Here is a 24,105-nt window from a genome sequence, read left to right as displayed (position 1 = left end):
GCTCAGAGGCCGGCCACGCGGAGGATGGCGTCCGGGCCGAATATCATGGCCGTGAAGCCGGCACCAGCCAGGAACGGCCCGAAGGGCACGTAGCCGCCTTCGCGCAACCCGCTGCTGAACTTGAGCGCAAGGCCGACGACCACCCCGATGATCGATGCCATCAGAATGATCGGCACCAACGCCTGCCATCCGAACCACGCGCCGAAGGCGGCAAAGAGCTTGAAATCGCCATAGCCCATGCCCTCCTTGCCCGTGGTCAGCTTAAAGAGCCAGTAGACGGCCCAGAGCGAGAGGTAGCCCGCAACAGCGCCCCAGACGGCGCTTGCGAGTGGCACGCCGGTGAAACCCGCCAGGGAGGCCAGCAGGCCTGCCCACAGCAAAGGGAGCGTGATGTCGTCCGGCAGCAGGGTGGTGTCCCAGTCGATGAGCGCCAACGCAAGCAGGGCCGCCGCAAAGCCGCACCATGCGAGACTGCCGATTTGCCCAGGCATGTGCCAAACGCACCAAGCGAAGAGCGCGCCGGTCACCAGTTCGACCACGGGATAGCGCATGCTGATCGGCGTCCTGCATGCCGAGCACTTTCCGCGGAGGATGAGATAACTCAGTACGGGGACGTTCTCATACCAGCGAATGGCATGCCCGCATTGCTGGCAGCGCGAATGCGGCACCATCAGGTTGAATCGCTCGGCAGGCGTGGTGTCACCGCCCTCGACGCCCGCGCATTCTGCCGCCCATTGTGCTTCGAGCATCTTGGGGAGCCGATAGATCACGACATTGAGAAAACTGCCGATCAAGAGCCCCAGTACGCCGGCCAGCGCGGCGTCCACCCCCTGCGAAACCAGCATCAGACGACCTGGCCGAGCTTGAAGATGGGCAGGTACATCGAGACCACGATCCCGCCGATGATCACGCCCAGGAACACGATGATGATGGGTTCCATCAGGCTGGAAAGGCCGGCAACCATGTCGTCGACTTCGGATTCGTAGAAGTCGGCCGCCTTGCCCAGCATGTGGTCGATCGAGCCTGACTCCTCCCCGATGGCGGTCATCTGCAGCACCATCGACGGGAACAGGTTGGCATTGGTCATCGCCGTCGTGAGGCTGGTCCCGGTCGAAACCTCCTGCTGAATCTTGGTAGTGGCTTCCGCATACACGGAATTGCCGGACGCGCCGCCCACGGAATCGAGTGCTTCGACCAGCGGCACGCCGGCGGCGAACATGGTCGCCAGCGTCCGGGTCCAGCGCGCGACGCACGACTTGTCGATCAGGGCACCAAAAATCGGCAGGCGCAAGAGGAGGCGGTCCATGACCTTTTGAACGCGCTCGTTGCGCTTCCAGGCCTGGATGAAGAAATAGAGACCCCCGCCGATGACGCCGAAAATCAACCACCAATAGGAAACGAAGAACTCGCTGACCGCCATGACGAACAGTGTCGGAGCGGGCAGGTCCGCGCCGAAGGAGGTGAACACCTGCTTGAACGCCGGGATGACGAAAATCATGATGATCGCCACCACCACGAACGCCACGACGATCACCGACGTCGGATACATCAGCGCCGACTTGATCTTCGACTTGATCGCCTCCGTCTTTTCCATGTAGGTGGCCAGGCGGTCGAGCAAGTCTTCCAGAATACCCGCGGCTTCGCCGGCTTCGACCAGATTGCAGTAGAGGCTGTCGAAGTACTTTGGGAACTTGCGAAAGGCGGACGACAGCGACGTGCCCGTTTCCACATCGCTGCGAATGTCGTTGAGCAGCTTCGCGACGCTGGGGTTCGCATTGCCGCGACCCACGATGTCAAAAGCCTGCAGCAGGGGGACGCCAGCCTTCATCATCGTGGCCAGCTGTCGAGTGAAGATCGCGATGTCCTTCGGCTTGATCGCCTTGCCGGAGCGCATGCGCCGCTTCTTGATCTTCGTCGTGAGCACGCCCTGGCGTCGCAGCGCCGCCTGGACCTGGTTTTCGCCAGCGGCTCGTACTTCGCCTCGCACCGTCTTACCGTTGCGGTCCTTGCCCTCCCACTCAAAGACATATTCCTTGAACGTTCGGTTGGATGCTGCTGCCGTTGCCATTAAATCTCCGCTTCTCGATGCTATTCGTTGGTGACTGCAAGCACTTCTTCAAGTGAGGTCAGTCCCTGCATGACTTTCTTCAGGCCCGACTGACGCAGCGAGCGCACGCCTTCGGCTTCGGACTGCCGCGCGATGTCGAGCGCGCTTCCGTCGCGAAGGATGATCTTCTGGATCTCCTCGCTGATCGGCATCACCTGATAAATGCCGACACGACCCTTGTATCCGCCATTGCACGCGGAGCAACCGACCGGATGGTAGGGCTTCCAGGAGTTGTCCAGGTCATGCGGCTTGAAGCCGGCATCGAGCAACGCCTGCTTCGGCACATCGGCAGGAGCGCGGCAAACGGTGCACAGGCGCCGTGCAAGCCGCTGCGCGGTGATCAGGATGACGCTGGATGCGATGTTGAAGGGCGCGATGCCCATGTTGCGCATCCGCGTGAGCGTTGTCGGCGCATCGTTGGTGTGCAGCGTCGAGAGGACCAGGTGGCCCGTTTGCGCGGCCTTGATCGAGATGTCGGCGGTTTCGAGGTCGCGAATTTCGCCGACCATGATGATGTCCGGGTCCTGCCGCAGGAAGGCGCGCAGCGCAGTCGCGAAGGTCAGGCCCGCCCGATCGTTGACATTGACCTGGTTGACCCCCGGCAGGTTGATTTCAGACGGATCTTCCGCCGTGGCGATATTCACCCCGGGTTTGTTCAGCAAGTTCAGGCAGGTGTAGAGCGAAACGGTCTTGCCGGACCCGGTCGGCCCGGTGACCAGCACCATGCCGTACGGGCGCCCGATGGCCTGAAGCAGGCGCTCCTTTTCGTCCGCGTCGTAGCCAAGCGCATCGATGCCCAGGCGTGCGCTGCTCGGATCAAGGATACGGATCACGATCTTCTCGCCGAACAGCGTGGGCAAGGTGCTTACCCGAAAATCGATCACGCGTTCCGGACCGATCTTGAGTTTCATCCGGCCGTCTTGCGGAACGCGTTTTTCGGAGATGTCCAGCCGAGATATGACCTTGATGCGCGACGCCAGCTTGTCCTTGATGACCGTTGGCGGACTCGCGATCTCGCGCAACTCGCCGTCGATGCGGAAGCGCACGCGGTAATTGTGCTCGTAGGGTTCGAAGTGAATGTCCGACGCACGCATGCTGAACGCGTCGAGGAGCATCTTGTGCAGGAAGCGGACAACGGGGGCGTCCTCGACCTCGGCAACGGCCGGGTCGCTGGTCTCGCTGCTGGTATCAGCAGAGACATCATCGAACTCGAACTCTGTGCCGATGATGCTGTCGATGGTTTCGGAAGCGGTGACCGCCGCCGCTTCGATCATGCGGGAGAGCTTGTCGTACTCCGCGATGACCCAGTCCACGCCCATCTGGGACGCGAACTTGATTTTTTCCGCGGCCTGCTGATCCGAGGGGTCGGCTGTTGCAACAATGAGACGATTGTTGCGTTTGCTCAGGACGACCACTCGATAGGCTTGGCACAGCTTGGCGTCGAGAAGGTCCTTGGGAAGGCGCTGCGGATCGATGGCGTCGAGGTCGAGCAGGGGCGCGCCAAACGCACTGGACAGTGTGTGGGCCAGGTCGGCCGCAGACACCGCGCCAGTACCGGTCAACTCCGCGATGAAGCTGGTGCGCCCGCTGAGGGACTTCTGGTAAATATCTTCCGCGGCCTTCGCGGCAAGCTTTCCGGCCGAAACCAGTGCACGCGCCAGTCCCGGAAGAGCGATCGACGTGGTTTCTTTGACGAGGGGTTCGGCGGCGGCCATTCAACGAATGTAAGAGACGTGAAAAATTGCTTCACGATCATCGCTGATCGCCCAAGGACTGTAAACCGCTGCGTGCCCGTTTGATCGCGCAGCATTTGGCAATTACAGCCCAAAAAGGCTGGTCGGGGTGAGAGGATTCGAACCTCCGGCCTCTACGTCCCGAACGTAGCGCTCTACCAGGCTAAGCTACACCCCGATGGTTGCAAAAAGAGAGTCGTCCGTCGTGGTGACTTAGGCGCGTCGCTCAAGCAACTGAGCCGCTAATTGTAGCAAACCGCCGGAGTGCGGATTTGCAGGAAAACCACGAAGTGCATCCATTGCGCGCTGAGCTTCTGCTGCAGCCGCTGCGCGCGTAGCTTCCAGTGCTCCGGTTTCGCGCACGATGGCCACGATTTGGGGCAGTTGCGTCGTGTCGCCTGCCTCGATGGCCGCACTGATCAGCGCGCGCTGATCAGGCGTTCCTCGTTGCATGGCGAGAATCAGCGGGAGCGTGGTCTTGCCTTCGCGGAGGTCGTCGCCGACGTTCTTGCCGGTCTCGTTCGCGTTGCCGGCGTAGTCGAGCACGTCGTCGATGACCTGGAAGGCGGTGCCCAGCGCCTGCCCATAGGTCGCGCAGGCTTCCTCGACCTCGGGCGTTGCGCCGGCCAACACGGCCGCAAGGCGCGTGCTTGCTTCGAACAGCTTGGCAGTCTTGGAGCGAATCACCCGAAGGTAGGCTTCCTCATCGAGAGAAGCATCGTGCATGTTCATCAGCTGCAGCACTTCGCCCTCGGCGATGACGTTGGTGGCGTCCGCAAGGATCTCCATGACCCGAACGTCGTTGGCGTCCAGCATCATTTGGAAGGCGCGGGAATAGAGAAAGTCGCCGACGAGGACGCTGGCGGGGTTTCCAAACGACTCGTTGGCAGTCGGGCGGCCGCGGCGAAGCGTGGATTCGTCGACGACGTCATCGTGCAGCAGGGTCGCCGTATGGATGAATTCGACGACCGCCGCCAGGTTGAAGCGCTGCTCCTCGCGATAGCCCAGGGCGCCTGCCATGAGAAGAAGCAATGCGGGCCGCAACCGCTTGCCGCCGGCGGAGATGATGTACTTGGAGACTTGGCGTACCAGCGGCACGCCGGTGTCGAGGCGGCGGCTGATGACGCGGTCGACCCCCGCCATATCGTCGGCGATCAGGTCGAGTACGGCAGCGGCGGGGGAGGTGTCGGCGGCGGGAACTGGCAAAGCAAGGGCGCTTGCGCGCTGCGTGAGATGCGACGATCGCAGGGCTGGAAGTCCCAGATTATAGGGAGGCGAACCCGGCCGATTCGGCTGCGCTTCCGCCCCTTGGCTCGAGAAACGCCCCTCGTGCTAGAATCTAGGGCTCTGCGGAATTCGCCGTAGAACCCATCTTATTCAAGAGGTCAACATGTACGCGGTCATAAAAACCGGCGGCAAGCAGTATCGCGTTGCTTCCGGCGAGAAAATTAAAGTAGAACAGATTGCTGCGGACGTAGGCCAGGAGATCGTGATCGACCAAGTGCTCGCAGTCGGCGACGGCAGCGCAATCAAGGTAGGTACGCCCCTGGTGTCCGGCGCAACGGTGACAGTCACGGTACTGTCGCACGGCAAGCACGACAAGGTTCGCATCTTCAAGATGCGCCGTCGCAAGCACTATCAGAAACGTCAAGGCCATCGCCAGCAGTTCACCGAACTGCAAATCGGCGCGATCGCCGGCTAAGGAGCTGATTCCATGGCACAGAAAAAAGGCGGCGGCTCTACGCGAAACGGGCGCGATTCGAAGCCCAAGATGCTCGGCGTGAAGGCGTTTGGTGGTGAACTGATCAGCGCGGGCTCGATCATCGTGCGCCAGCGCGGCACCCAGTTTCACCCCGGCGTCAACGTCGGCGTGGGCAAGGACCATACGCTGTTTGCCCTGGTCGACGGCCACGTGTCGTTCGGTACCAAGGGTGCACTGAACAAGCACACGGTCAACGTGACCCCGGCCTGAGCCAGTCACTTCGATCTTTTCGAAGCCCCGCTTTGCCGGGGCTTCTTCATTTGTAAACTGGACATCTCATGAAGTTCGTGGACGAAGCCTTCATTGACGTTGCCGCTGGCGACGGTGGCAACGGCTGTGTGTCGTTCCGCCATGAGAAGTACAAGGAGTTCGGGGGGCCGAACGGCGGCGATGGCGGCCGCGGCGGCCACGTCTTTGCCGTGGCAGACCCGAACCTGAACACGCTGGTCGATTTTCGCTTCTCGCGCCGGCACGACGCCAAGCGCGGGCAACATGGCATGGGGTCAGACATGTTCGGCGCCGCCGGCGACGACGTCACCTTGAAGATGCCTGTCGGCACGATCATCTCCGACGCCGAAACGGGCGAGGTGCTGTACGAACTGTTGACGCCGGGCGAGGTGATCACGATTGCCAAGGGCGGTGATGGCGGCTTCGGCAACATGCGCTTCAAGAGCGCCATCAATCGCGCACCGCGCCAGAAGACCCCTGGTTGGCCTGGCGAGAAGAAGAACCTCAAGCTCGAACTGAAGGTGCTGGCCGACGTAGGGTTGCTAGGCATGCCGAATGCCGGCAAGTCGACGCTCATCAGCGCCATTTCCAATGCGCGTCCGCGCATCGCCGATTACCCCTTCACCACGCTGCACCCGAATCTCGGGGTGGTGCGCGTCGGTCCGGAGCAGAGCTTCGTCGTGGCCGATCTTCCAGGTCTGATTGAAGGCGCCTCCGAAGGCGCTGGCCTCGGCCACCTGTTCCTGCGCCACCTGCAACGTACCCGCCTGCTGCTGCACGTGATCGACATGGCACCGTTCGACGAAAGCGTCGATCCGGTCGCGCAGGCCAAGGCCATCGTTGGCGAACTCAAGAAGTACGACGCGACGTTGTATGAGAAGCCGCGCTGGCTGGTCCTGAACAAGCTCGACATGGTGCCGACCGACGAGCGTGCCGCGTGCGTCAAGGACTTCGTCAAGCGGCTGCGGTTCAAGGGCCCCGTATTCGAGATCTCGGCGCTGACGCGCGAGGGCTGCGAACCGCTCGTGCAGGCGATCTACCAGCACGTCAAGGCGCTGCAGGTGGCCGAGCAGCCGCCGACGGAGATCGATCCCCGTTTTTCCTGAGTACCGGGTTCCGTTCGATGGCGATCCAGAGACTGTGATTCCGGCAAGCATTCCACGACCGCAACAGCTTCCAATGACCTCTAGCACTGGCTCCACCGCCCTTCGCGATGCACGGCGAATCGTCGTCAAGGTCGGCTCCAGCCTCGTCACCAATGAGGGCCGCGGCCTGGACGAGAACGCCATCGGCGAATGGTGCCGGCAACTTGCCACGCTGGTACGCGAGGGGCGGGAAGTGGTGATGGTGTCGAGTGGCGCCATTGCGGAAGGTATGAAGCGATTGGGCTGGCGTGTGCGTCCTCACGAGATCCACGAGTTGCAGGCCGCCGCCGCTGTCGGCCAGATGGGACTGGCGCAGATCTACGAGACCAAGCTGCGCGAGAACGGCATCGGCAGTGCCCAGGTGCTGCTGACGCACGCCGATCTTGCGGATCGCGAGCGCTATCTGAATGCGCGCTCGACTCTCGTCACCTTGCTCGCGCTGGGCGTCGTGCCGGTCATCAACGAGAACGACACGGTCGTCAACGACGAGATCAAGTTCGGTGATAACGACACCCTGGGCGCGCTGGTCGCCAACCTGGTGGAAGCCGATGCGCTCGTGATCCTGACGGACCAGAAGGGACTCTTCAGCGCCGACCCGCGCAAGGATCCCGATGCCCATTTTGTGCACGAGGCTGCCGCCGGCGATCTCGCGCTGGAGGCGATGGCTGGCGGCGCCGGCAGCAGCATCGGCCGCGGCGGCATGATCACGAAGATCCTCGCTGCCAAGCGCGCTGCAGGTTCCGGCGCGTCGACCGTCATCGCCTGGGGCCGCGAGCCGGATGCGCTCTTGCGTCTGACGCGTGGCGAGCCCATCGGTACGCTGTTGGTGGCACAGACCGCCAAGCACCAGGCCCGCAAGCGCTGGATGGCCGATCACCTGCAGTTGCGGGGGGCCGTTCTGGTGGATGCCGGTGCCGCTGCCAAGGTGCGCGGCGAGGGCAAGAGCCTGCTGCCGATCGGCATGACGGGGGTCGAGGGCGAATTCTCGCGGGGCGACGTGATCGCCATCCGCGACCAGCAGGGCGCCGAACTCGGCCGCGGGCTGGCCAACTACTCGAGCGCCGAAGCGCGGATGCTTTGCCGCAAGCCTTCGTCAGAGTTCGAGCGTCTGCTGGGCTATGTCGCGGAACCGGAAATGGTCCACCGCGACAACATGGTGCTGATGCCGGACGGGCGCTGACGCTCTTACTGGACCTCGCGGACCGGATCCTTGATCTGCCGGACCATCTCGCCGACGGACGCACGAGGGGCATGGCCACGGCACAACGCCTGCTCGGCCAGTTCCTTGGCATAGCGCGAATTGCGGACGTTGATGCGCTTCCATTCCGGGTTCGACGCGTTGTGCCAGGCACCCTGGTTGAAGCGGGCGTACTGCTTCACTTCTTCGCTGGAGCAGCGCACACCTTCGTAGAAGGCATTGGTGGCGCCCCCGGCCTTGTTGCTGGCCACGACCACATACCGAACCACGCCGTCGCGGGTCACCGTGATGGTGGCCGGGTCGATGCCGTATTGCAGGCTCAGATGCGGCGGCATCTCGATGGGGAGCAGCTTCTTTTCGTCGAAGGCGGGGGGCGGTGGCACGTCGCTTTCTTTCCATTCGTCGGGCTGCGACGTGACTTTTGGGGGCGGCGGCATGCCGGATTGCGCCCAGTCCGGGTTGTCGGTGTCCTTTGGACCCGATCCGCATGCGGCGACCAAGCATGCGAAAGTGATGGCGAGAACATGCTTAGCGCTGCACGTGAAGAGGGTCGCTGGGGTCGGACGCTGGAAGAGAGGCATTGGGATTCGGGTCGAAACTGGCCCCTGGGGGCAGTTCGAAGAGGGATTCATGGCCTGCAGCGGGCGGATGACGCTCGAATTCGCGAGCGCGCACATTGCTGCGCAGGAAGCGGTTGCGGAAATCCTGCCGAGGCAGGTAGCGAGCGAGTTCGGTCAGCGCCATCTCATAGACGCCGCGCTTGAATTCGACCACGACGTCGAGTGGCACCCAGTAGTCGTGCCAACGCCAGGCGTCGAACTCCGGATGGTCGGTGGCACGCAGGTTCAGATCCCAATCGTGACCGATGAGTTGCAGCAAATACCAGATCTGCTTCTGGCCCTTGTAGTGGCCGCGCGCGTCACGGCGAATGAACCGATCCGGCACCTCGTAGCGCAACCAGTCACGGGTACGGGCCACGATGCGCACATGCTCCGGGTGGAGACCTACTTCCTCGTGCAGTTCCCGGAACATGGCCTGCTCGGGACTTTCGCCGCGATCGATGCCGCCTTGCGGAAACTGCCAGGAATGGGTGCGAATGCGTTTACCCCAGAAAACCTGGTTTCTCTGGTTGAGCAGGATGATGCCGACGTTGGGCCTGAAGCCGTCCCGGTCGAGCATAATCAAACCCCAATTTTTGAACTGAGTCGATTATGCATGCCGGGTTGCACACGGCAAGCGACCTGTTCCAGGTCCTCTCGAGGCCTGACTCCCAGCATCTCCACCTGTAGCCCTCTGCGCCGCGACCGATGAAAGCTTCCCGATTCTTTATCTCCACCCTCAAGGAAGCGCCGGCCGATGCCGAAGTCGCGAGCCATCGGCTCATGATGCGCGCCGGCATGATCAAGAAGCTCGGCACCGGCATCTACACGTACATGCCGATGGGCCTGCGGGTCATTCGTAAGGTCGAGGCCATCGTCCGTGAAGAGATGAACCGGGCCGGTGCGGTCGAACTCACTATGCCCGTGGTGCAGCCAGCCGAATTCTGGGAAGAAAGCGGCCGCTTCCAGGGCTATGGCGCCGAGTTGCTGCGCATCAAGGACCGGCACGAGCGCTCCTTCGTCATCCAGCCGACCAGCGAAGAGGTCGTGACCGACATCGCGCGCCAGGAGATACGCAGCTACAAGCAGCTGCCGAAGAATTTCTATCAGATCCAGACCAAGTTCCGCGACGAGCGTCGTCCGCGCTTCGGCCTGATGCGCGGGCGCGAGTTCATCATGAAGGACGCTTACAGCTTCGACCGCGACCTCGATGCCGCGAAGGCCAGCTACCAGGTGATGGCGGATGCCTACCGCCGGATCTTCGACCGCTTCGGCCTCCGCTACCGCGCGGTGGCCGCGGACAGCGGCGCCATCGGCGGCGACGTCAGCCAGGAGTTCCAGGTCATTGCCGCGACGGGCGAAGACGCAATCGTCTATTGCCCCGACAGCGATTACGCTGCCAACATGGAAAAGGCCGAAGCGCTCGCCCCGGCCGGTCCACGGGGTGTCGCCACCCAGCCGATCACGAAGACACCGACGCCGGGCAAGAGCACCTGCGAAGACGTCGCAATCCTGTTGGGCGTGCCTTTGTCGACCACCGTCAAGTCCCTGGTTCTGGCCACCGACATCGTGGATGCGGCTGGCAACATCAAGGGCGCCCAGGTCTGGCTGTTGCTCGTTCGCGGCGACCACGACATGAACGAGATCAAGGTGAGCAAGGTGCCGGGGCTGGACAACGGTTTCCGCTTCGCGACCGTCACCGAGATCAAGGATCACTTCGGCAGCGAGCCCGGCTACCTGGGCCCGCTCAATCTGAAGCAGCCCGTGAAGATCGTCGCCGACCGCGACGTCGCCGTCATGGCCGACTGGATCTGCGGCGCCAACGAGGTGGACTTCCACACCACCGGCGTCAACTGGGGCCGTGACCTGCCCGAACCCGACGCGGTGGCCGACATCCGCAACGTGGTGGCAGGCGATGCTTCGCCCGACGGCAAGGGCGTGCTGGCGATCGAACGCGGCATCGAGGTCGGCCACGTGTTCGTGCTCGGAACCAAATACAGCAAGCCGATGAATGCGACCTTCCTCGATGAAGCGGGCAAGCCGCAGTTCCTCGAAATGGGTTGCTACGGCATCGGCATCACGCGTCTGCCGGCTGCGGCCATCGAGCAGAACAACGACGAGCGAGGGATCATCTGGCCCGACGCGATTGCGCCTTTCACCGTGGTGGTCTGCCCCATCGGAATGGACCGCAGTCCCGAGGTCAAGGTCGCTGCTGAAGCGCTCTACGAGCAATTGCTCACGGCCGGCGTCGACGTGTTGCTCGACGACCGCGGCGAGCGTCCGGGCGCGATGTTCGCCGACTGGGAACTGATCGGCGTACCGCACCGCGTCGTGATCTCCGACCGTGGCCTCAAGGAAGGCCAGTTCGAATACCAGCACCGTCGCGATACCGCTGCGACGAAGGTGCCTGTGGCCGGCATCGCAGAATTCATCACTGGCAAGCTGGCAGCGGCATGAGCTTTGCGGCGCGGGCGCAAGCGTCCAGCCTCTCCCGACGACTATGTCTGGGCAGCGCCGTTGCCGGGGCGATATCCCTGGTACTGCCCCGCAGCGCCATGGCCGGCGCGCAGATCGAGGAACCGCTGATCGACTCGGTCCGCACCGCACTCAGTTCGGCCATCCACAACAAGGCGCCGCCCGTGCCGGAGTTCGGCAGCACCGAGGCGCGTCTCGTTTACCTGCGCTGGCTCGGCGAGATGAGTGAGCGCCTCAAGAAGAAGCTGCCGGACTGGCCGACACGCAAGGAATTCCTGCAGACCGTCTGGTACGAGGCGCGTCGTTCCGGGCTCGATGTCAGCCTGGTGCTCGGCCTGGTGCAGGTGGAGAGCAACTTCCGGAAGTTCGCCGTATCGAGCGCCGGCGCGCGCGGCTACATGCAGGTGATGCCTTTCTGGACGCGCGTCATCGGCGACAGCGATCCGTCCAAGCTGTTCCATATGCAGACCAATCTGCGATTCGGCTGCGTGATCCTGCGGCACTACCTCGATCGCGAGGGGGGCGACTTGTTCATGACGCTCGGCCGCTACAACGGCAGCCGCGGCAGGGCACCTTACCCCGACGCCGTCTTTGCGAACCAGCGGCTGTGGGTCTTCAAGGATCGCCGCCTGGAGGATTGAGCCTCAGCTCTTGCCCGCGGCGCCGGCGCGGGTGACCATCACTTGGTCGATGCGGTAGCTGTCCACGTCCATCACCTCGAAGGTGTAGCCGGCCCACGTCACGCTGTCCGTTCGCTTGGGCACGCGGCGCAGCATGACCATCAGGAAGCCGGCGAGTGTTTCGTATTCGTCGTCATGGGGCAGCACGTCGATGTCGAGTGCGCGCTGCACGTCCTGGATGGGCGTCACGCCGTCGATCAGCCAGGAGTTCTCGTCGCGCTTGACGATCTGCTGCTCTTCGTCCTGCACGCCGACCAGGTCGCCCATGACCGTGCTCATCACGTCGTTGAGGGTGATCACGCCCACCACCAGGCTGTACTCGTTGACGATGATCGCGAAGTCTTCATGAGCCTGCTGGAACTGCTCGAGCACTTCGGTCAGGGACAGCCGGTCCGGGATGACCAGCGCCTTGAGCAGCGGCAGGCCGTGGGAGAAAGACAGCGGCTGCCCGCTCAGCACGCGCTGGAACATGTCCTTGGCGTCGACATAGCCCAGCACGTGGTCGATGTCGCCCTCGCACACCGGATAGGCCGAAAAGGGCTCGGCGACGATGCGCGCACGCAGCACCGATTCGGGGTCGTCCCGCAGGAACCACGCGATGCGGTCGCGCGAGGTCATCACGCTGCTGACCAGGCGCGTGTCGAGTTCGAACACGTTGGCGATCACCTGCTGTTCCCTCAGTGCGAGGACCCCGGCGCGCGCGCCGGCTTCGGTCATGGCGAGGATGTCGGCCGACGTGATCTTGTCGTCACGCTGGCTCGGCATGCCGAGCAGCTTGAAGAGCAAGTCGGTGCTGACCGTGAAGAACCAGACGAGCGGCTTGAAGGTGGTGATCAGGACCTGCATCGGTCCGACCATGCGAACCGCGAGTCGCTCGGGGTTGCTCATGCCGAGCCGCTTGGGAAACAGGTCCGCGAACACCAGGAAGACCGCGATGATCGTGACGAACGATGCGAGGAAGGCGGCGTTCTGTGACGCTTCCACGCTGAGCCACATTTCGAACAGGCGCGCGTAGTAGGGACTGAGCGAGCCTTCGCCGACCACGCCGCCGAGGATCGCGACCGCGTTGAGGCCGATCTGGACGACGGTGAAATAGTGCCCGGGCTGCTCCTGGATGCGCATCACGCGCTCGGCACGCACGTCGCCCTCGTCCGCCATCTGGCGCAGGCGCAGGCGACGGGACGCGGCCAACGAGATTTCGGCGAGGGAGAAAAAGGCGCTCGTTGCAATTAGCGCAACGATGACCAGCAGGCTTTGGGTCAGGGTCATGGGTCGGTCGATGAAGACCGACATGGTGCCATGCCCGCCGAGCGCCTTCTATTGGACGAACCCGATGCGGTTGCGGGCCACGTTGGCGCGCGGGAGATCGTCGACGCGAACCTCGTCGCGGCCGGCCAGTCGGGCGTTGCCGAAGCCGGTCATCAGCGCGCGGCGCATCTCGCGTGGAGCGAGCGTGGCCAGATGGTCGAGCACGTCGCCGGAGGGCTCCTCGGTCAGCAGTCGGCCCCAGTCGTGGTCGTTGCGGATCGAGATGTAGAGCTGTCGCGCGATCTGGCGCGCGGCCTCGGGTGAGGGCGCTTCGATCTCGAACACGTTCATGCGGTTCAGGATGGGCTCGGGAATGCTGCGCTCGTCGTTCGCCGTGGTGATCCAGATCACCTGACTGGCATCGATGGGCACTTCGGCGAATTCATCGACGAAGGCGTGTGCCGTATCGTGCTCGAGCAGGTTGTACAGGGCACCGAGCGGGTCGTACTGGCTGTCGGCGCCGGCCTTGTCGATCTCGTCGATCACCATCACCGGGTTGGCGTACTGGCCGTCGACCAGCGCCTCGAAAACCTTGCCGGGCTTGGCGCCCTTCCATTGCGAGGATGCACCCGAAAGCAGCCAGCCGGCGGTCATCGAATTCATCGGCACCAGCGACATGCCGGTGCCGAGCAACTCGGCGAGCTTCTTCGCGAAATGGGTCTTGCCGATACCGGGCGGGCCGAGCAGCAGCATGGGCGTCACTTCGAGGCCGTCGCGGCTGTCCTGCGCGAGCGCGACGTGGCGGCGCACGTCGTCGAGCACTTCCGTGAAGTTGGGCAACTGAGCGTACAGCGCGGCCATTTCGGGGACGCCGCTCGGCTTGACCTGGAAGCGATCGGGGCCGCGTTCGAGCATGCGCTCGTAGGTGGTCCGCAGGTGTTCGTGGTCGCGATCGGGGAGCTTGGCGAGCTTGCGTTCGACGTCGTGCGTCTGGAACACGCTGCGCAGATGGGCCACCGGCAACTGGAACGCCGGCGAGGCGGGGACGAGACTGCGGGAATCCATGGACACCTCCGGTTTCGAACACTCTTTGGACAGCATAAGCCGTGCCCGCGTTCGACGGATGTCTACGTTTCCTCGCTTTTCAGGGTTTTGGGATTCTGTCGCGGCGCAGTCACACGCCGCCCTGCGGGTGGGTCGGATCGACCCACAGCACCGTATCGGGTTTCTCGACGGGCTCGATGTCGAGGTTGACCGCCACCGCCTGCCCGTCGCTGCGGCAGAGCACGCATTCGAGCGCTTCGGTCTCGCTGGCGTTGATTTCCTGGTGCGGCACATAAGGCGGCACGTAGATGAAGTCGCCCGGTCCGGCTTCGGCCGTGAACTCCAGCCGTTCGCCCCAGCGCATGCGGGCACGTCCCCGCACCACGTAGATCACGGATTCGAGGTGGCCGTGATGATGGGCGCCGGTCTTGGCATTGGCATGGATCGTCACCGTGCCCGCCCAGAGCTTCTGGGCGCCGACGCGCGCGAAATTGATCGCCGCGGCCCGGTTCATGCCCGGCGTCTGCGCAGTGTTGGTGTCGAGCTGGTTGCCGGGGATCACCCGCACGCCATCGTGCTTCCAGGCGCCTTCGTGCGCGTGTTCGTGATCGCCGTGATCGTGGCTCATGGCCTGCCGGGCGCGCGAAGGGTCAGGCTGGACTGCTATTGAGCATCTGCTGCAGCTCGCCGGATTCGTACATCTCCATCAGGATGTCCGAACCGCCGACAAACTCACCCTTCACGTAGAGCTGGGGGATGGTCGGCCAGTTGCTGTATTCCTTGATGCCCTGGCGGATGGCGTCGTCTTCCAGCACATTGACGGTCTTGAGCGTTCGCGTGTCGACACCCACGGCCTTGAGGATCTGGATCGCGCGGCCGGAAAAGCCGCACATCGGGAAACTGGCGTTGCCCTTCATGAAGAGCACGAGGTCGTTGGTCTTGACGAGGTCGTCAATGCGTTGCTGGGCTTCGGACATGGGAGTCTCCTGGAAATTGGGCTGGGCGGATTATTTCACCGTGCGCCAGATCCCGCCGGAACATCGTGCGATGCCGGCGAGGTCGTCGCGGCTTTGGACCTCGGCAAAGCCACGCTGCGCGAGCAGCCGGCGCACCGCCTCGGCCTGGTCGTAGCCGTGTTCGAGCATCAGCCAGCCGCCGTCCGCCAGGTGGTCCGGCGCCGCCTGGACGATGCAGCGGATGTCGTCGAGCCCATCGACACCGGAAACGAGCGCGTCGATCGGTTCGTGGCGCAGGGCTGGCAAGTGGGAGTCGCCGGAAGCGATATAGGGCGGATTCGAGACGATCAGGTCGTGACCTGCGTCGGCGCCCGCCAGCCAGTTTGACTCCATGAAGCGCACCGGCAGCCCGAGCCTGGCGGCGTTGGCGCTCGCGACGGCCAGGGCATCGGCGCTGGCATCGACGGCCGTGACCTTCGCGTCCGGGCGTGCGTGCTGGATGGCCAGTGCGATCGCGCCGCTGCCCGTGCCGAGGTCCAGCACAGACGGCGCCGCCCGGCCATCCAGGCGTTGCAGCGCCCAGTCGACCAGCGTCTCGGTGTCGGGCCGGGGCACCAGCACGCGCGGGTCCACCTGCAAGTCGAGCCCGTGGAACTCCTTTTCGCCGACCAGGTAGGCCACCGGCTCGCCCGCGACCCGTCGCGCGCAAAGGTGCGCGAATGCGGGCCACACCGGGTCCGCCAGCGCATCCGTGTCGTGCGCCAGCAGCCAGGCGCGCTCGCTGCCATGGCGACCCAGCGCATGCAACAAAAGGAGTTGGGCGTCGAGCCGCCCGACGCCCAGGGCCGCCGCCGCGGCCAGCATCTGGACTGCGGTGGAGGGCGATGGCTTGTCCGAAGTCGTCACGCCGGCAGGCTGGCTTCGAGTTCCGCCAACTGCTCCGCTTCGCGGGCGTGCTGCAGGGCCGCCAGCACATCACCCAAGTCGCCTTCCATGATGGCAAGCAACTTGTAGAGCGTGAGGTTGATGCGGTGGTCCGTGAGCCGGCCTTGCGGGAAGTTGTAGGTGCGGATGCGGTCGCTGCGATCGCCGCTGCCGATCAGGCCCTTGCGCAGTGCAGCATCCTTGGCTGCGCGTTCGCTGCGGTCCTTTTCCTGGATGCGTGCGGACAGCACCTGCAGCGCCTTCGCCTTGTTGCGGTGCTGGCTGCGGTCGTCCTGGCATTCGGCGACGATGCCGGTCGGAATGTGCGTGATGCGCACTGCCGAATCGGTCTTGTTGATGTGCTGCCCACCCGCGCCGCTGGCGCGATAGGTGTCGATGCGCAGGTCGGCCGGATTGATCTGCACCGCCTGCGTCTCGTCGGGCTCGGCCAGCACTGCGACCGTGCAGGCGCTGGTGTGGATGCGGCCCTGCGTCTCGGTCGCCGGCACGCGCTGCACGCGGTGGCCGCCGGATTCGAAGCGCAGCTTGCCGAACACGTCGTCGCCCACGATGCGCACCACCACCTCCTTGTAGCCGCCGAGTTCGCTCTCGCTTTCGCTGACGATCTCGCAGCGCCAGCCTGCACGCTCCGAATAGCGCGTGTACATCCGCAGCAGGTCGCCGGCGAAGAGGGCCGACTCGTCCCCGCCCGTGCCAGCGCGGATTTCGAGGAAGGCATTGCGCGCGTCGTCCGGGTCCTTGGGCAACAGCAAGCGCTGGAGTTCGTCTTCGAGCTGGACGAGTTCAGCCTCGGCGCTCGCGATCTCCTCCCGGGCCATTTCGGCCATGTCGGGCTCGTCGAGCATCTCGCGCGCGCTGGCCAGGTCGGCTTCGCGCTGGACATAACGGTGGTAGCGGCCGGCAATCTGCGTGACCTCCGCATGCTCGCGGGAGATGGTGCGGTACTGCGCCATGTCGGACATGATGTCCTCCCGCGAAAGCAGGAAGTCCAGTTCGCCGAGGCGTTGCGCGTAGCGCTCGAGTTGGTGACGCAGGAATGGTTTCACGGCAGCAGGGGAATTGCGAAAGGGACGGGCCGCTCGGACTGCGGCAACGGCTGGGGCGGCAAGCGCCACCGGGGCGACGAGCGTCGCTAAGGCTCTTTGCGCGGATCGCCGCGAAGATCGTTGCGCAAGAAGAGGCGCGAGATGGCCTGCGCCGTGTGCTCGCGCGCTGCGGCGTCGCCAGCATGCAGCTCGGCCATGGCGCCGTGCAGCATCTTCTGCGTGAGCCCGCGCGAGAGCGCTTCCAACACGGCGTCGACGCTTTCGCCCTTGGCGAGCAGCTTGCGCGCACGGGCCAGTTCGGTGGCGCGCCATTCGTCGGTCTGTGCGTTGAGCTGCCGGATCAGCGGCACGGTGCCGCGCTGGTCCAGCCAGTGCATGAAGCTCTGTACGCCGGCATCGATGATGACTTCGGCCTGCGCTACGGCGGCCTGCCGGTTGGCATGGCCTTGCTGGACGACCTGTGCAAGATCGTCGACCGTGTAGAGGTAGACGTCTTCCAGCGCCTTGACTTCGGGCTCGATGTCGCGCGGCACGGCGAGATCCACCATGAACATCGGGCGGTGCTTGCGCAGCTTGAGCGCGCGTTCCACGGCGCCGAGGCCGATGAGCGGCAACGTGCTCGCGGTACAGCTTACGACGATGTCGAATTCGGCAAGACGCGATGGCAGGTCCGCGAGCCGCATGGCTTCGCCACCAAAGCGGGACGCGAGCTTTTCGCCGCGTTCGATCGTGCGGTTGGCGATGACGATGGATTTGGGCTGCTTGGCGGCGAAGTGCGTGACCGCCAGGTCGATCATCTCGCCGGCGCCGACGAAGAGCACGCGCGTGCGTTGCAGATCTTCGAAAAGCTGTCCGGCCAGCCGAACCGCCGCGGCCGCCATGCTGATGGAGTGCGCGCCGATCTCGGTGGCGGTGCGCACTTCCTTGGCGACCGCGAAGGAGCGCTGGAACAACTGGTTCAGCGTGCTGCCGAGGGCGCCGGCGGTTTCAGCGACGCGGATGGCGTCCTTCATCTGGCCCAGGATCTGCGCCTCGCCCAGCACCATCGAATCGAGTCCGCTGGCCACGCGAAAGGCATGCCGCGCTGCCTGGTCGTCATGCAGCGTGTAGGCGTGCGATCGAAGCAGGGCCGGCGCGACGCCGCCGCTCCGGGCCAGCCAGTCGACCGTGTGGTCGAGCGCCTGGTGGTCGGCGGCGCAGTAGATCTCGGTGCGGTTGCAGGTCGAGATGATTGCCGCCTCGACGCTGGGGTGGCGTTGGGAGCCGAAAGAGTGCCGCAGGCTGTGCAGCGTCGGGGCGATCTGGTCGATGGCGAACGCAAAACGACCGCGCAGGTCGAGCGGCGCGGTCGTGTGGTTCAAGCCGAGGGCCCAGACTGACATAGCCGCTGATTATAAAATCAGCAGCCCGCAGACGGCGCGCCGTCCGAAAAATGGCCGTAGTCATGGCGGCGATCACCCCGGTTGCCCGTTGCGCGGCGTATCCGATGACTCCGCTGGACTTCCTCAATCACCTGCTCAATTTCGTTGCCCCGGCGTTCTCGGTCGGCTTCCTGTGCGCCATCCTGGGTCGGTTTTCGATGCGGCGGGCGGCCAAAGCCCCCGCCTGGTGGGCGCAAGGTGCTATCAATTTCGTAGTAGGCGTCGCGGTGCTCGCGGCCGGGCTGATCATTTTCGGCCGCGACGGAAAGATGACCACCTACGCGGCACTGGTGGTCGCATGCGGCACCAGCCAGTGGCTGGTCGCCGGAGGCTGGCGCCGCTAGGGCGCGATCAGCGGCCCCACGGGGGCGGCGGCCGCAGGGGCCGGCAGGGGTGGCGCGCCCGCTGTCCCGGGCGTGGGCGGGACGCCCGGATAGGCCGCCAGCGGCAAGCCGGCCGCCTGCAAACCATCGAGGATCGCGAAGAGAACGTCGCTGCGCACCCCGCCGGCCAGGCGCGGGCTTGGCACGTAGGCGATCGCCTGGAAGATCAGAAATCCGACCTCGATGCCTTCCAGCGTGACCGTCGGTGCCGGCGTGGACAGCACGCCAGGGTGATTGGCAAACGCCGCCAGCATCACTTCGCGCGCGCGACTGGCATTGGTGGTCAACGGCATCGGCAGGCGGATGAGCACGCGGCCCTCGGAGTTGGCGAGGGTCATGTTGCGCACGGTCTTGGTGATGAACTCCGAATTCGGCACGATCATCGTCGAGCGATCGCCCAGTTGGATTTCCGTCGCGCGCACGTTGATGCGCCGCACGTCCCCCTCGGCATTGCCCAGGACCACCCAGTCGCCGACCTTGACCGGCTGCTCCGCCAGCAGGATCAGCCCCGAGATGAAGTTCTGCACGATGGCCTGCAAGCCGAAGCCGATACCGACCGACAGTGCGCTCGCCACCCACGCGATGCGCTCGATGCCGATGCCGAGCGCTGAGAGCGCGAAAGCGACCACCACGATCCCGCCGACATAGCCGAGCAGCGTCGTGATCGAACTCTGCATGCCGGGTTCGAGCGCGGTGTTCGGCAGGTAGCGCCCCTCCAGCCAGCGCTTGACCACGCGCAGCGCGACAAATCCGCCCACGAGCACGGCCACCGCGCTGAAGATCGCGCCGGGAACGAGCTGGATTTCTCCGACCTTGACACCGCCGACGAACTTGCTGCTGCGCAGGAAGACCTCGCCCGGGCCCGTGCCCAGGGGGGTCGCCAGCGCAATCAACATATAGAAGAACAGCGCCACGCGGCTCAGCCCCGAGAGCGCGACCGCTGCCTGGTCCAGCGTGCGTGGCTCCAGCCCGAAGCTCGCCTGCAATCGATGCCCGAAATTGCTGCGCGACGACACCACGGCCATGAATAGGTCGTCGGCGAACTTGAACAGGACATAGAACGCCGCCGCGACGATGCAGGTCCAATTGAGCTGGCTCGCCAGGAAGCTCGCCATCGCCACATAGCCGATCGCCACCAGGATCCAGATCACGACCAGCGCCAGGGCGACCATCGCCAGCAGGATGCCCACCCACAGCGGGCGTTCGGGGACCTCGGGCTGCGCGGGAGACGCCGCTGCCGGTGCCTGGGCGTCCGATGCAGCCGGTGTCTCTCCTTCGGCGGCCGCCGCGGCATACGCCGGCTCGCGCAGTCGAAGCAGCATCGCTCCGATCATGGCGGTGAGCGCCAGGGCCGTCACCACATGCGAGCCGACGACAGCGGCGAAGCTGGCTTCCACCACCGCGTTCACCTGCGTCGGAGCCCACACCAGCGTCGCAACCACGGCCATCAGCCAAGGGAACGGCGCGAGACGCTTGGCCATGGCGTCGGGGATCGGCGGCAGGCGCCACGACGGCCGGCTGTTGGACAACAGCGCGCGCCCGAGGCCGACCACGAAGGCGATGAAGATGCTCGACTGCACCACGGCCTGGCCCAGCTTGCGGCTTTGCGGTCCCCAGATGCCGTGGAAATCGAAGGTTGCGTAGACCCCCTGCGCTGCCAGGCCGACCAGCAGGACGTTGGCCGTGACGATCGCGATCACCAGCAGCGAACGCCTCAAGCGGCCCCCGGGCAGGAAGCGTGCGGCGAGCTGCGCCAAGCCGCGCTCGGCGATCCAGTTGCCCAGCAGCGCGACAAGCAGGGCCACAACGCTGCTGAGCAGCACCGCCGTGACATGGGCTGGCTCCCGCGCCACGTCGAAACCGTCGCGCAGTTCGGCGCCGAGAGCGCCCAGCCGGGCCACGTCGGAGGGCCACACATCGGCGATGTCGCGCCAGAACTCCCTGCCCAGGGGCGACGGCGCGCGTTCAGTCAACTGGGCTTCGAACAGCGCGCGTCGCTTGGCGAGCAGATCGCTGGCCCGTTGCTGGGCATCCACCGTGACGAGACGTGCCAGCCGGATGTCGGCGTCGAGCGCGTTGCGTTCCTTGGTCAGCGTGGCGCGCCGCCGGGTAATGTCGGGGTTTTCGGCCGCCGCGCCGGCCGCCGGCGGATTGCCCAGTTCGCCGAGGCGCGCGTTGAGGTCGTTGAGTTCTCCCGTGCGCGTCGCGATGAATTTGTCGGTGGCCGTGCCGATGCCACGGAGCTTCGTGATCAGGGGGACGATGTCGCCCCCGGTTTCGACGGTCTTCGGCATGTCGTCGAGCTGAGCCCGCAACGCGGCGACGGTGGGGGCGACTTCGGTCGATGCATCCTGGGCGAATGCGGGGCCGCAAAGTACGGCGGCGAGCAGCAATGCCGCGAGACGTTGGAGCCAACTCATGGCTTCATCATAAAAGGCGAGCGTTCCACCGGCGCAATGCTCGGCGCTGCCAGGCTCGGCATTCAGCTTGCCGGGCTGAACCTGTCGACGCGGTCCGTAATGATGCCGTCCGTGCCGAGCGCGATCAGATGCCGGGCCGCCCAGTCGTCGTTCACCGTGTAGCTCAGTGCGCGCAGGCCGGCCGCGTGCACCTGGGCCACGGTGGCGGCATCCCACAGCGCGTAGTTGCAGACGATCGCCCCGCAGCCGAGCTGCGTCGCCGTATCGAGCCAGCCCTCCCACAGCGTGTCCAGCAGCAGGCCGCGCGGCAGTTCGGGCTGCGTGGCCTGAGCGCCTCGCAGGGCGTCGGGCGCGAACGAAGTCAGGAATGGTGGCGGCAGGGCCGCGTCGGACCACAGCGCAGCGGCCTGCCGCGCCACGGTTTCGCCGGTCAGCCGTTCGAGCCCCGGCGTAGGCTTGATCTCGATGTTGAGCGCATGGCTATTGGCGATGCAGAAGCGGATGAGCCCTTCGAGCGTCGCCAGCGGCTCGCCGGCATAGCGCCGTGAGTGCCAGGCGCCCGCGTCAAGTTGGGAAAGCACCGCCCAAGGCAGATTGCCCGCAACGCCATGGCCGCTGCTCGTGCGATCGAGCGTGGCGTCGTGCAGGAGAAAAGGCACGCCATCGGCACTGAGCTTGGCATCGCATTCGAACATGCGATAGCCGCACTCGGCACCGAGCCGGAACGCAGCCAGCGTGTTCTCGGGCGCAAGCTTGCCGGCGCCGCGGTGCGCGATCCAGCGCGGGTAGGGCCAATCGGCGACCGGCATCGTCTCGTTCACGTTGTTCGCTTGCCGGAGCCGGCGTCGAACCAGTGCAGCTTGTCCTGGCGCGCGGCGATCTTGACGGTGTCGCCGGCGACCGGCGGCGTCAGGCCTTCGTCCGCACGCATGATCAACTGCTCCTCACCGATTCGGCCGTAGATCAGCCTTTCCGCGCCGAGCAGTTCCACATGCTCCACCTGCACTGACCAGCCGCTCCCATCGAGCGACAGGTGTTCAGGGCGAATGCCGAGGATCGTGCCCGGCCGCACGCCGGGTGCGTGCTTCAACAGATTCATCGGAGGCGATCCGATGAAGCTGGCGACGAAGGTGGTCGCGGGGCGCGAATACACCTCCTCGGGCGTGCCGAACTGGTCCATCACGCCGGCGTTCATCACGATGATGCGCTGGGCCAGCGTCATGGCCTCGACCTGGTCGTGCGTCACGAAGAGCGAGGTGATGCCGAGTTCGCGGTGCAGCTTCTGGATCTCCAGGCGGGTCTGCGCGCGCAGCTTGGCGTCGAGGTTCGACAGCGGCTCGTCGAACAGGAACACCCGCGGCTGCCGCACGATGGCGCGTCCCATGGCGACGCGCTGGCGCTGTCCGCCGGAGAGCTCGCGCGGCCTGCGCGCCAGCAGGTGACCCAGTTCCAGGATCTTGGCCGCCTTGTCGACGCGCGTCTTGATCTCCGGCACCGGCACCTTGGCGATCTTCAGGCCGTAGGCCATGTTGTCGAACACCGTCATGTGCGGGTAGAGCGCGTAGTTCTGGAACACCATCGCGATGTCGCGCTCGGCCGGTTCGAGGTTGTTCACCACCCGATCGCCGATGCGGATCTCGCCGGCGCTGATTTCCTCCAGGCCCGCGACCATGCGCAGCAGCGTGGACTTGCCGCAGCCCGAGGGGCCGACGATGACGATGAACTCGCGGTCGGCGATCTCGGCGCTGACGCCGTGGATGACCTGGTTCGCCTTCGGCCCATGGCCGTAGCGTTTGATGACGTTGCGAAGCGAAAGAGCTGCCATGTTGTTGCTTGTCTAATTAGTGATGCCGCTTGCCGGGGTCATTTCTCTGTGTCCACCAGACCCTTGACGAACCACTTTTGCATGAGGATCACGACGATGGCGGGTGGCAGCATGGCGAGCAGAGCCGTGGCCATCACGATGTTCCATTCGTTCTGCCCGTCACCCCCGGCGATCATGCGTTTGATGCCGATCACCACCGGATACATGTCCTCGCTGGTGGTCGCGAGCAGCGGCCAGAGATACTGGTTCCAGCCGTAGATGAACTGGATCACGAAGAGCGCGGCGATCGAGGTCTTCGACAGCGGCACCAGCACGTCCCAGAAGAAGCGCATCGGACCGGCGCCATCCATGCGGGCCGCTTCGATGAGTTCGTCGGGCACCGTCAGGAAGAACTGGCGGAACAGGAAGGTCGCCGTGGCCGATGCGATGAGCGGGACGGTCAGGCCAGCATAGCTGTTGAGCATTCCGAGGTCGGACACGACCTGGTAGGTCGGCCCGATCCGCACTTCGACCGGCAGCATCAGCGTGATGAAGATCGCCCAGAAGCACAGGCTCTTGAACGGGAAGCGGAAGTACACCACGGCAAACGCAGAGAGCAGCGAGATGGCGATCTTGCCGAAGGTGATGACGAGTGCCGTCACCAGGCTAACCCACATCATCCGGGCCACTGGCGCGAGGGACCCGGCGCCCACGGTGCGGCCGAACAACGCGGACTTGTACGTTTCCCAGAGGTGCCCGCCGGGAAGGAGCGGCATCGGCGCCTGCACGATCTCCTGCGCCGTGTGGCTCGATGCCACGAACGCCAGGTAGAGCGGGAAGGCGACGATCAGCACGCCGAAGATCATCACGGCGTGCGCCAGGATGCCGAGGGAGGGGCTGCGTTCAACCAT

General features: G+C 64.9%; 24 protein-coding genes and 1 tRNA gene. 7 read left to right on the top strand and 18 right to left on the bottom strand.

All coding sequences use genetic code 11. The features are described from left to right. Positions 1-2: 2 nt before the first annotated feature. The 5 genes from QTI24_RS17535 to QTI24_RS17515 all read right to left on the bottom strand — a co-directional run bounded on the left by QTI24_RS17535 (position 3) and on the right by QTI24_RS17515 (position 5,046). Entirely contained in the window at positions 3-845 is an 843-nt protein-coding gene (locus tag QTI24_RS17535) for a prepilin peptidase (protein ID WP_286602129.1), read from the bottom strand. After that, positions 845-2,068 (bottom strand): type II secretion system F family protein, encoded by a 1,224-nt coding sequence (locus tag QTI24_RS17530; protein ID WP_286602126.1) that lies wholly within the window; start codon positions 2,066-2,068, stop codon positions 845-847. The genes QTI24_RS17535 and QTI24_RS17530 overlap by 1 nt, the downstream gene beginning before the upstream one ends. Before the next feature lie 20 nt (positions 2,069-2,088). After that, positions 2,089-3,822: a type IV-A pilus assembly ATPase PilB gene (gene pilB, locus QTI24_RS17525; RefSeq protein ID WP_286602125.1), complete on the bottom strand. Its 1,734-nt coding sequence runs from the start codon at positions 3,820-3,822 to the stop codon at positions 2,089-2,091. A gap of 119 nt (positions 3,823-3,941) precedes the next feature. Next, a tRNA-Pro gene (locus QTI24_RS17520) sits at positions 3,942-4,018 on the bottom strand. A 35-nt stretch (positions 4,019-4,053) separates the two neighbouring features. Then, positions 4,054-5,046: a polyprenyl synthetase family protein gene (locus QTI24_RS17515; protein WP_286602123.1), complete on the bottom strand. Its 993-nt coding sequence runs from the start codon at positions 5,044-5,046 to the stop codon at positions 4,054-4,056. Between the two features lie 184 nt (positions 5,047-5,230). Between QTI24_RS17515 and rplU the strand changes: the two genes are divergently transcribed. From rplU to proB, 4 genes are all read left to right on the top strand, one after another. Beyond that, positions 5,231-5,542, top strand: a complete 312-nt coding sequence (rplU, locus tag QTI24_RS17510) for a 50S ribosomal protein L21 (protein WP_077001508.1) — start codon at positions 5,231-5,233, stop codon at positions 5,540-5,542. Positions 5,543-5,554: 12 nt separating this feature from the next. Next, positions 5,555-5,812, top strand: coding sequence for a 50S ribosomal protein L27 (gene rpmA / locus QTI24_RS17505; protein WP_093105745.1), 258 nt, complete (start codon positions 5,555-5,557; stop codon positions 5,810-5,812). 68 nt (positions 5,813-5,880) lie between these two features. After that, a complete protein-coding gene (gene cgtA / locus QTI24_RS17500) occupies positions 5,881-6,936 on the top strand; it encodes an Obg family GTPase CgtA (protein WP_286602121.1) in 1,056 nt (351 codons plus the stop codon). A 73-nt stretch (positions 6,937-7,009) separates the two neighbouring features. Beyond that, entirely contained in the window at positions 7,010-8,155 is a 1,146-nt protein-coding gene (gene proB, locus QTI24_RS17495) for a glutamate 5-kinase (protein WP_286602119.1), read from the top strand. Between the two features lie 5 nt (positions 8,156-8,160). Here proB and QTI24_RS17490 read toward each other — a convergent pair whose 3' ends face one another. Both QTI24_RS17490 and QTI24_RS17485 read right to left on the bottom strand, forming a co-directional pair. Beyond that, on the bottom strand, positions 8,161-8,556 hold the full coding sequence (locus QTI24_RS17490; protein WP_503011274.1) for a CNP1-like family protein: 396 nt from the start codon (positions 8,554-8,556) through the stop codon (positions 8,161-8,163). 145 nt (positions 8,557-8,701) lie between these two features. Beyond that, the gene (locus QTI24_RS17485) at positions 8,702-9,352 is read right to left on the bottom strand and encodes an RNA pyrophosphohydrolase (RefSeq protein ID WP_286602116.1); all 651 of its coding nucleotides are present in this window, start codon (positions 9,350-9,352) and stop codon (positions 8,702-8,704) included. Between the two features lie 128 nt (positions 9,353-9,480). Between QTI24_RS17485 and QTI24_RS17480 the strand changes: the two genes are divergently transcribed. Together QTI24_RS17480 and QTI24_RS17475 are read left to right on the top strand one after the other, a co-directional pair. Next, the gene (locus QTI24_RS17480) at positions 9,481-11,229 is read left to right on the top strand and encodes a proline--tRNA ligase (protein ID WP_286602114.1); all 1,749 of its coding nucleotides are present in this window, start codon (positions 9,481-9,483) and stop codon (positions 11,227-11,229) included. Then, positions 11,226-11,888, top strand: a complete 663-nt coding sequence (locus QTI24_RS17475; protein ID WP_286602112.1) for a lytic transglycosylase domain-containing protein — start codon at positions 11,226-11,228, stop codon at positions 11,886-11,888. Before QTI24_RS17480 ends, QTI24_RS17475 begins: the two co-directional genes overlap by 4 nt. Positions 11,889-11,891: 3 nt before the next feature. Here the strand turns inward: QTI24_RS17475 and paeA are convergent, their stop codons facing one another. The 7 genes from paeA to hemA all read right to left on the bottom strand — a co-directional run bounded on the left by paeA (position 11,892) and on the right by hemA (position 18,548). Beyond that, positions 11,892-13,196 carry a polyamine export protein PaeA gene (gene paeA, locus QTI24_RS17470; protein ID WP_286602111.1) on the bottom strand — a complete coding sequence of 435 codons (1,305 nt, stop codon included), beginning with the start codon at positions 13,194-13,196 and terminating at the stop codon, positions 11,892-11,894. Positions 13,197-13,244: 48 nt separating this feature from the next. After that, positions 13,245-14,240, bottom strand: a complete 996-nt coding sequence (locus QTI24_RS17465; protein WP_286602110.1) for an AAA family ATPase — start codon at positions 14,238-14,240, stop codon at positions 13,245-13,247. A 109-nt stretch (positions 14,241-14,349) separates the two neighbouring features. After that, entirely contained in the window at positions 14,350-14,847 is a 498-nt protein-coding gene (locus QTI24_RS17460) for a cupin domain-containing protein (RefSeq protein ID WP_286602109.1), read from the bottom strand. 22 nt (positions 14,848-14,869) lie between these two features. Further along, positions 14,870-15,196 carry a Grx4 family monothiol glutaredoxin gene (gene grxD / locus QTI24_RS17455; RefSeq protein ID WP_286602107.1) on the bottom strand — a complete coding sequence of 109 codons (327 nt, stop codon included), beginning with the start codon at positions 15,194-15,196 and terminating at the stop codon, positions 14,870-14,872. A gap of 30 nt (positions 15,197-15,226) precedes the next feature. Further along, a complete protein-coding gene (gene prmC / locus QTI24_RS17450) occupies positions 15,227-16,039 on the bottom strand; it encodes a peptide chain release factor N(5)-glutamine methyltransferase (protein WP_286602334.1) in 813 nt (270 codons plus the stop codon). 38 nt (positions 16,040-16,077) lie between these two features. Beyond that, the gene (gene prfA, locus QTI24_RS17445; protein ID WP_286602105.1) at positions 16,078-17,166 is read right to left on the bottom strand and encodes a peptide chain release factor 1; all 1,089 of its coding nucleotides are present in this window, start codon (positions 17,164-17,166) and stop codon (positions 16,078-16,080) included. An 86-nt stretch (positions 17,167-17,252) separates the two neighbouring features. Next, positions 17,253-18,548, bottom strand: a complete 1,296-nt coding sequence (gene hemA / locus QTI24_RS17440) for a glutamyl-tRNA reductase (protein ID WP_286602104.1) — start codon at positions 18,546-18,548, stop codon at positions 17,253-17,255. 104 nt (positions 18,549-18,652) lie between these two features. Between hemA and QTI24_RS17435 the strand changes: the two genes are divergently transcribed. Then, positions 18,653-18,931, top strand: coding sequence for a hypothetical protein (locus QTI24_RS17435; protein ID WP_286602333.1), 279 nt, complete (start codon positions 18,653-18,655; stop codon positions 18,929-18,931). Here QTI24_RS17435 and QTI24_RS17430 read toward each other — a convergent pair. The 4 genes from QTI24_RS17430 to ugpE all read right to left on the bottom strand — a co-directional run bounded on the left by QTI24_RS17430 (position 18,928) and on the right by ugpE (position 24,105). Beyond that, positions 18,928-21,390 carry a DUF3772 domain-containing protein gene (locus tag QTI24_RS17430; RefSeq protein WP_286602103.1) on the bottom strand — a complete coding sequence of 821 codons (2,463 nt, stop codon included), beginning with the start codon at positions 21,388-21,390 and terminating at the stop codon, positions 18,928-18,930. The genes QTI24_RS17435 and QTI24_RS17430 overlap by 4 nt on opposite strands. Before the next feature lie 62 nt (positions 21,391-21,452). Beyond that, a complete protein-coding gene (gene ugpQ, locus QTI24_RS17425) occupies positions 21,453-22,199 on the bottom strand; it encodes a glycerophosphodiester phosphodiesterase (RefSeq protein WP_286602331.1) in 747 nt (248 codons plus the stop codon). An 8-nt stretch (positions 22,200-22,207) separates the two neighbouring features. Continuing rightward, positions 22,208-23,215, bottom strand: coding sequence for a sn-glycerol-3-phosphate ABC transporter ATP-binding protein UgpC (gene ugpC / locus QTI24_RS17420; RefSeq protein ID WP_286602101.1), 1,008 nt, complete (start codon positions 23,213-23,215; stop codon positions 22,208-22,210). A gap of 38 nt (positions 23,216-23,253) precedes the next feature. Then, entirely contained in the window at positions 23,254-24,105 is an 852-nt protein-coding gene (gene ugpE / locus QTI24_RS17415; protein WP_286602100.1) for a sn-glycerol-3-phosphate ABC transporter permease UgpE, read from the bottom strand.

Source organism: Variovorax sp. J22P240, from assembly GCF_030316855.1.
Classification (GTDB): domain Bacteria; phylum Pseudomonadota; class Gammaproteobacteria; order Burkholderiales; family Burkholderiaceae_C; genus Variovorax.
Note: the sequence above shows the minus strand (reverse complement) of the source record. Positions and strands in the feature narration are given on the sequence as shown.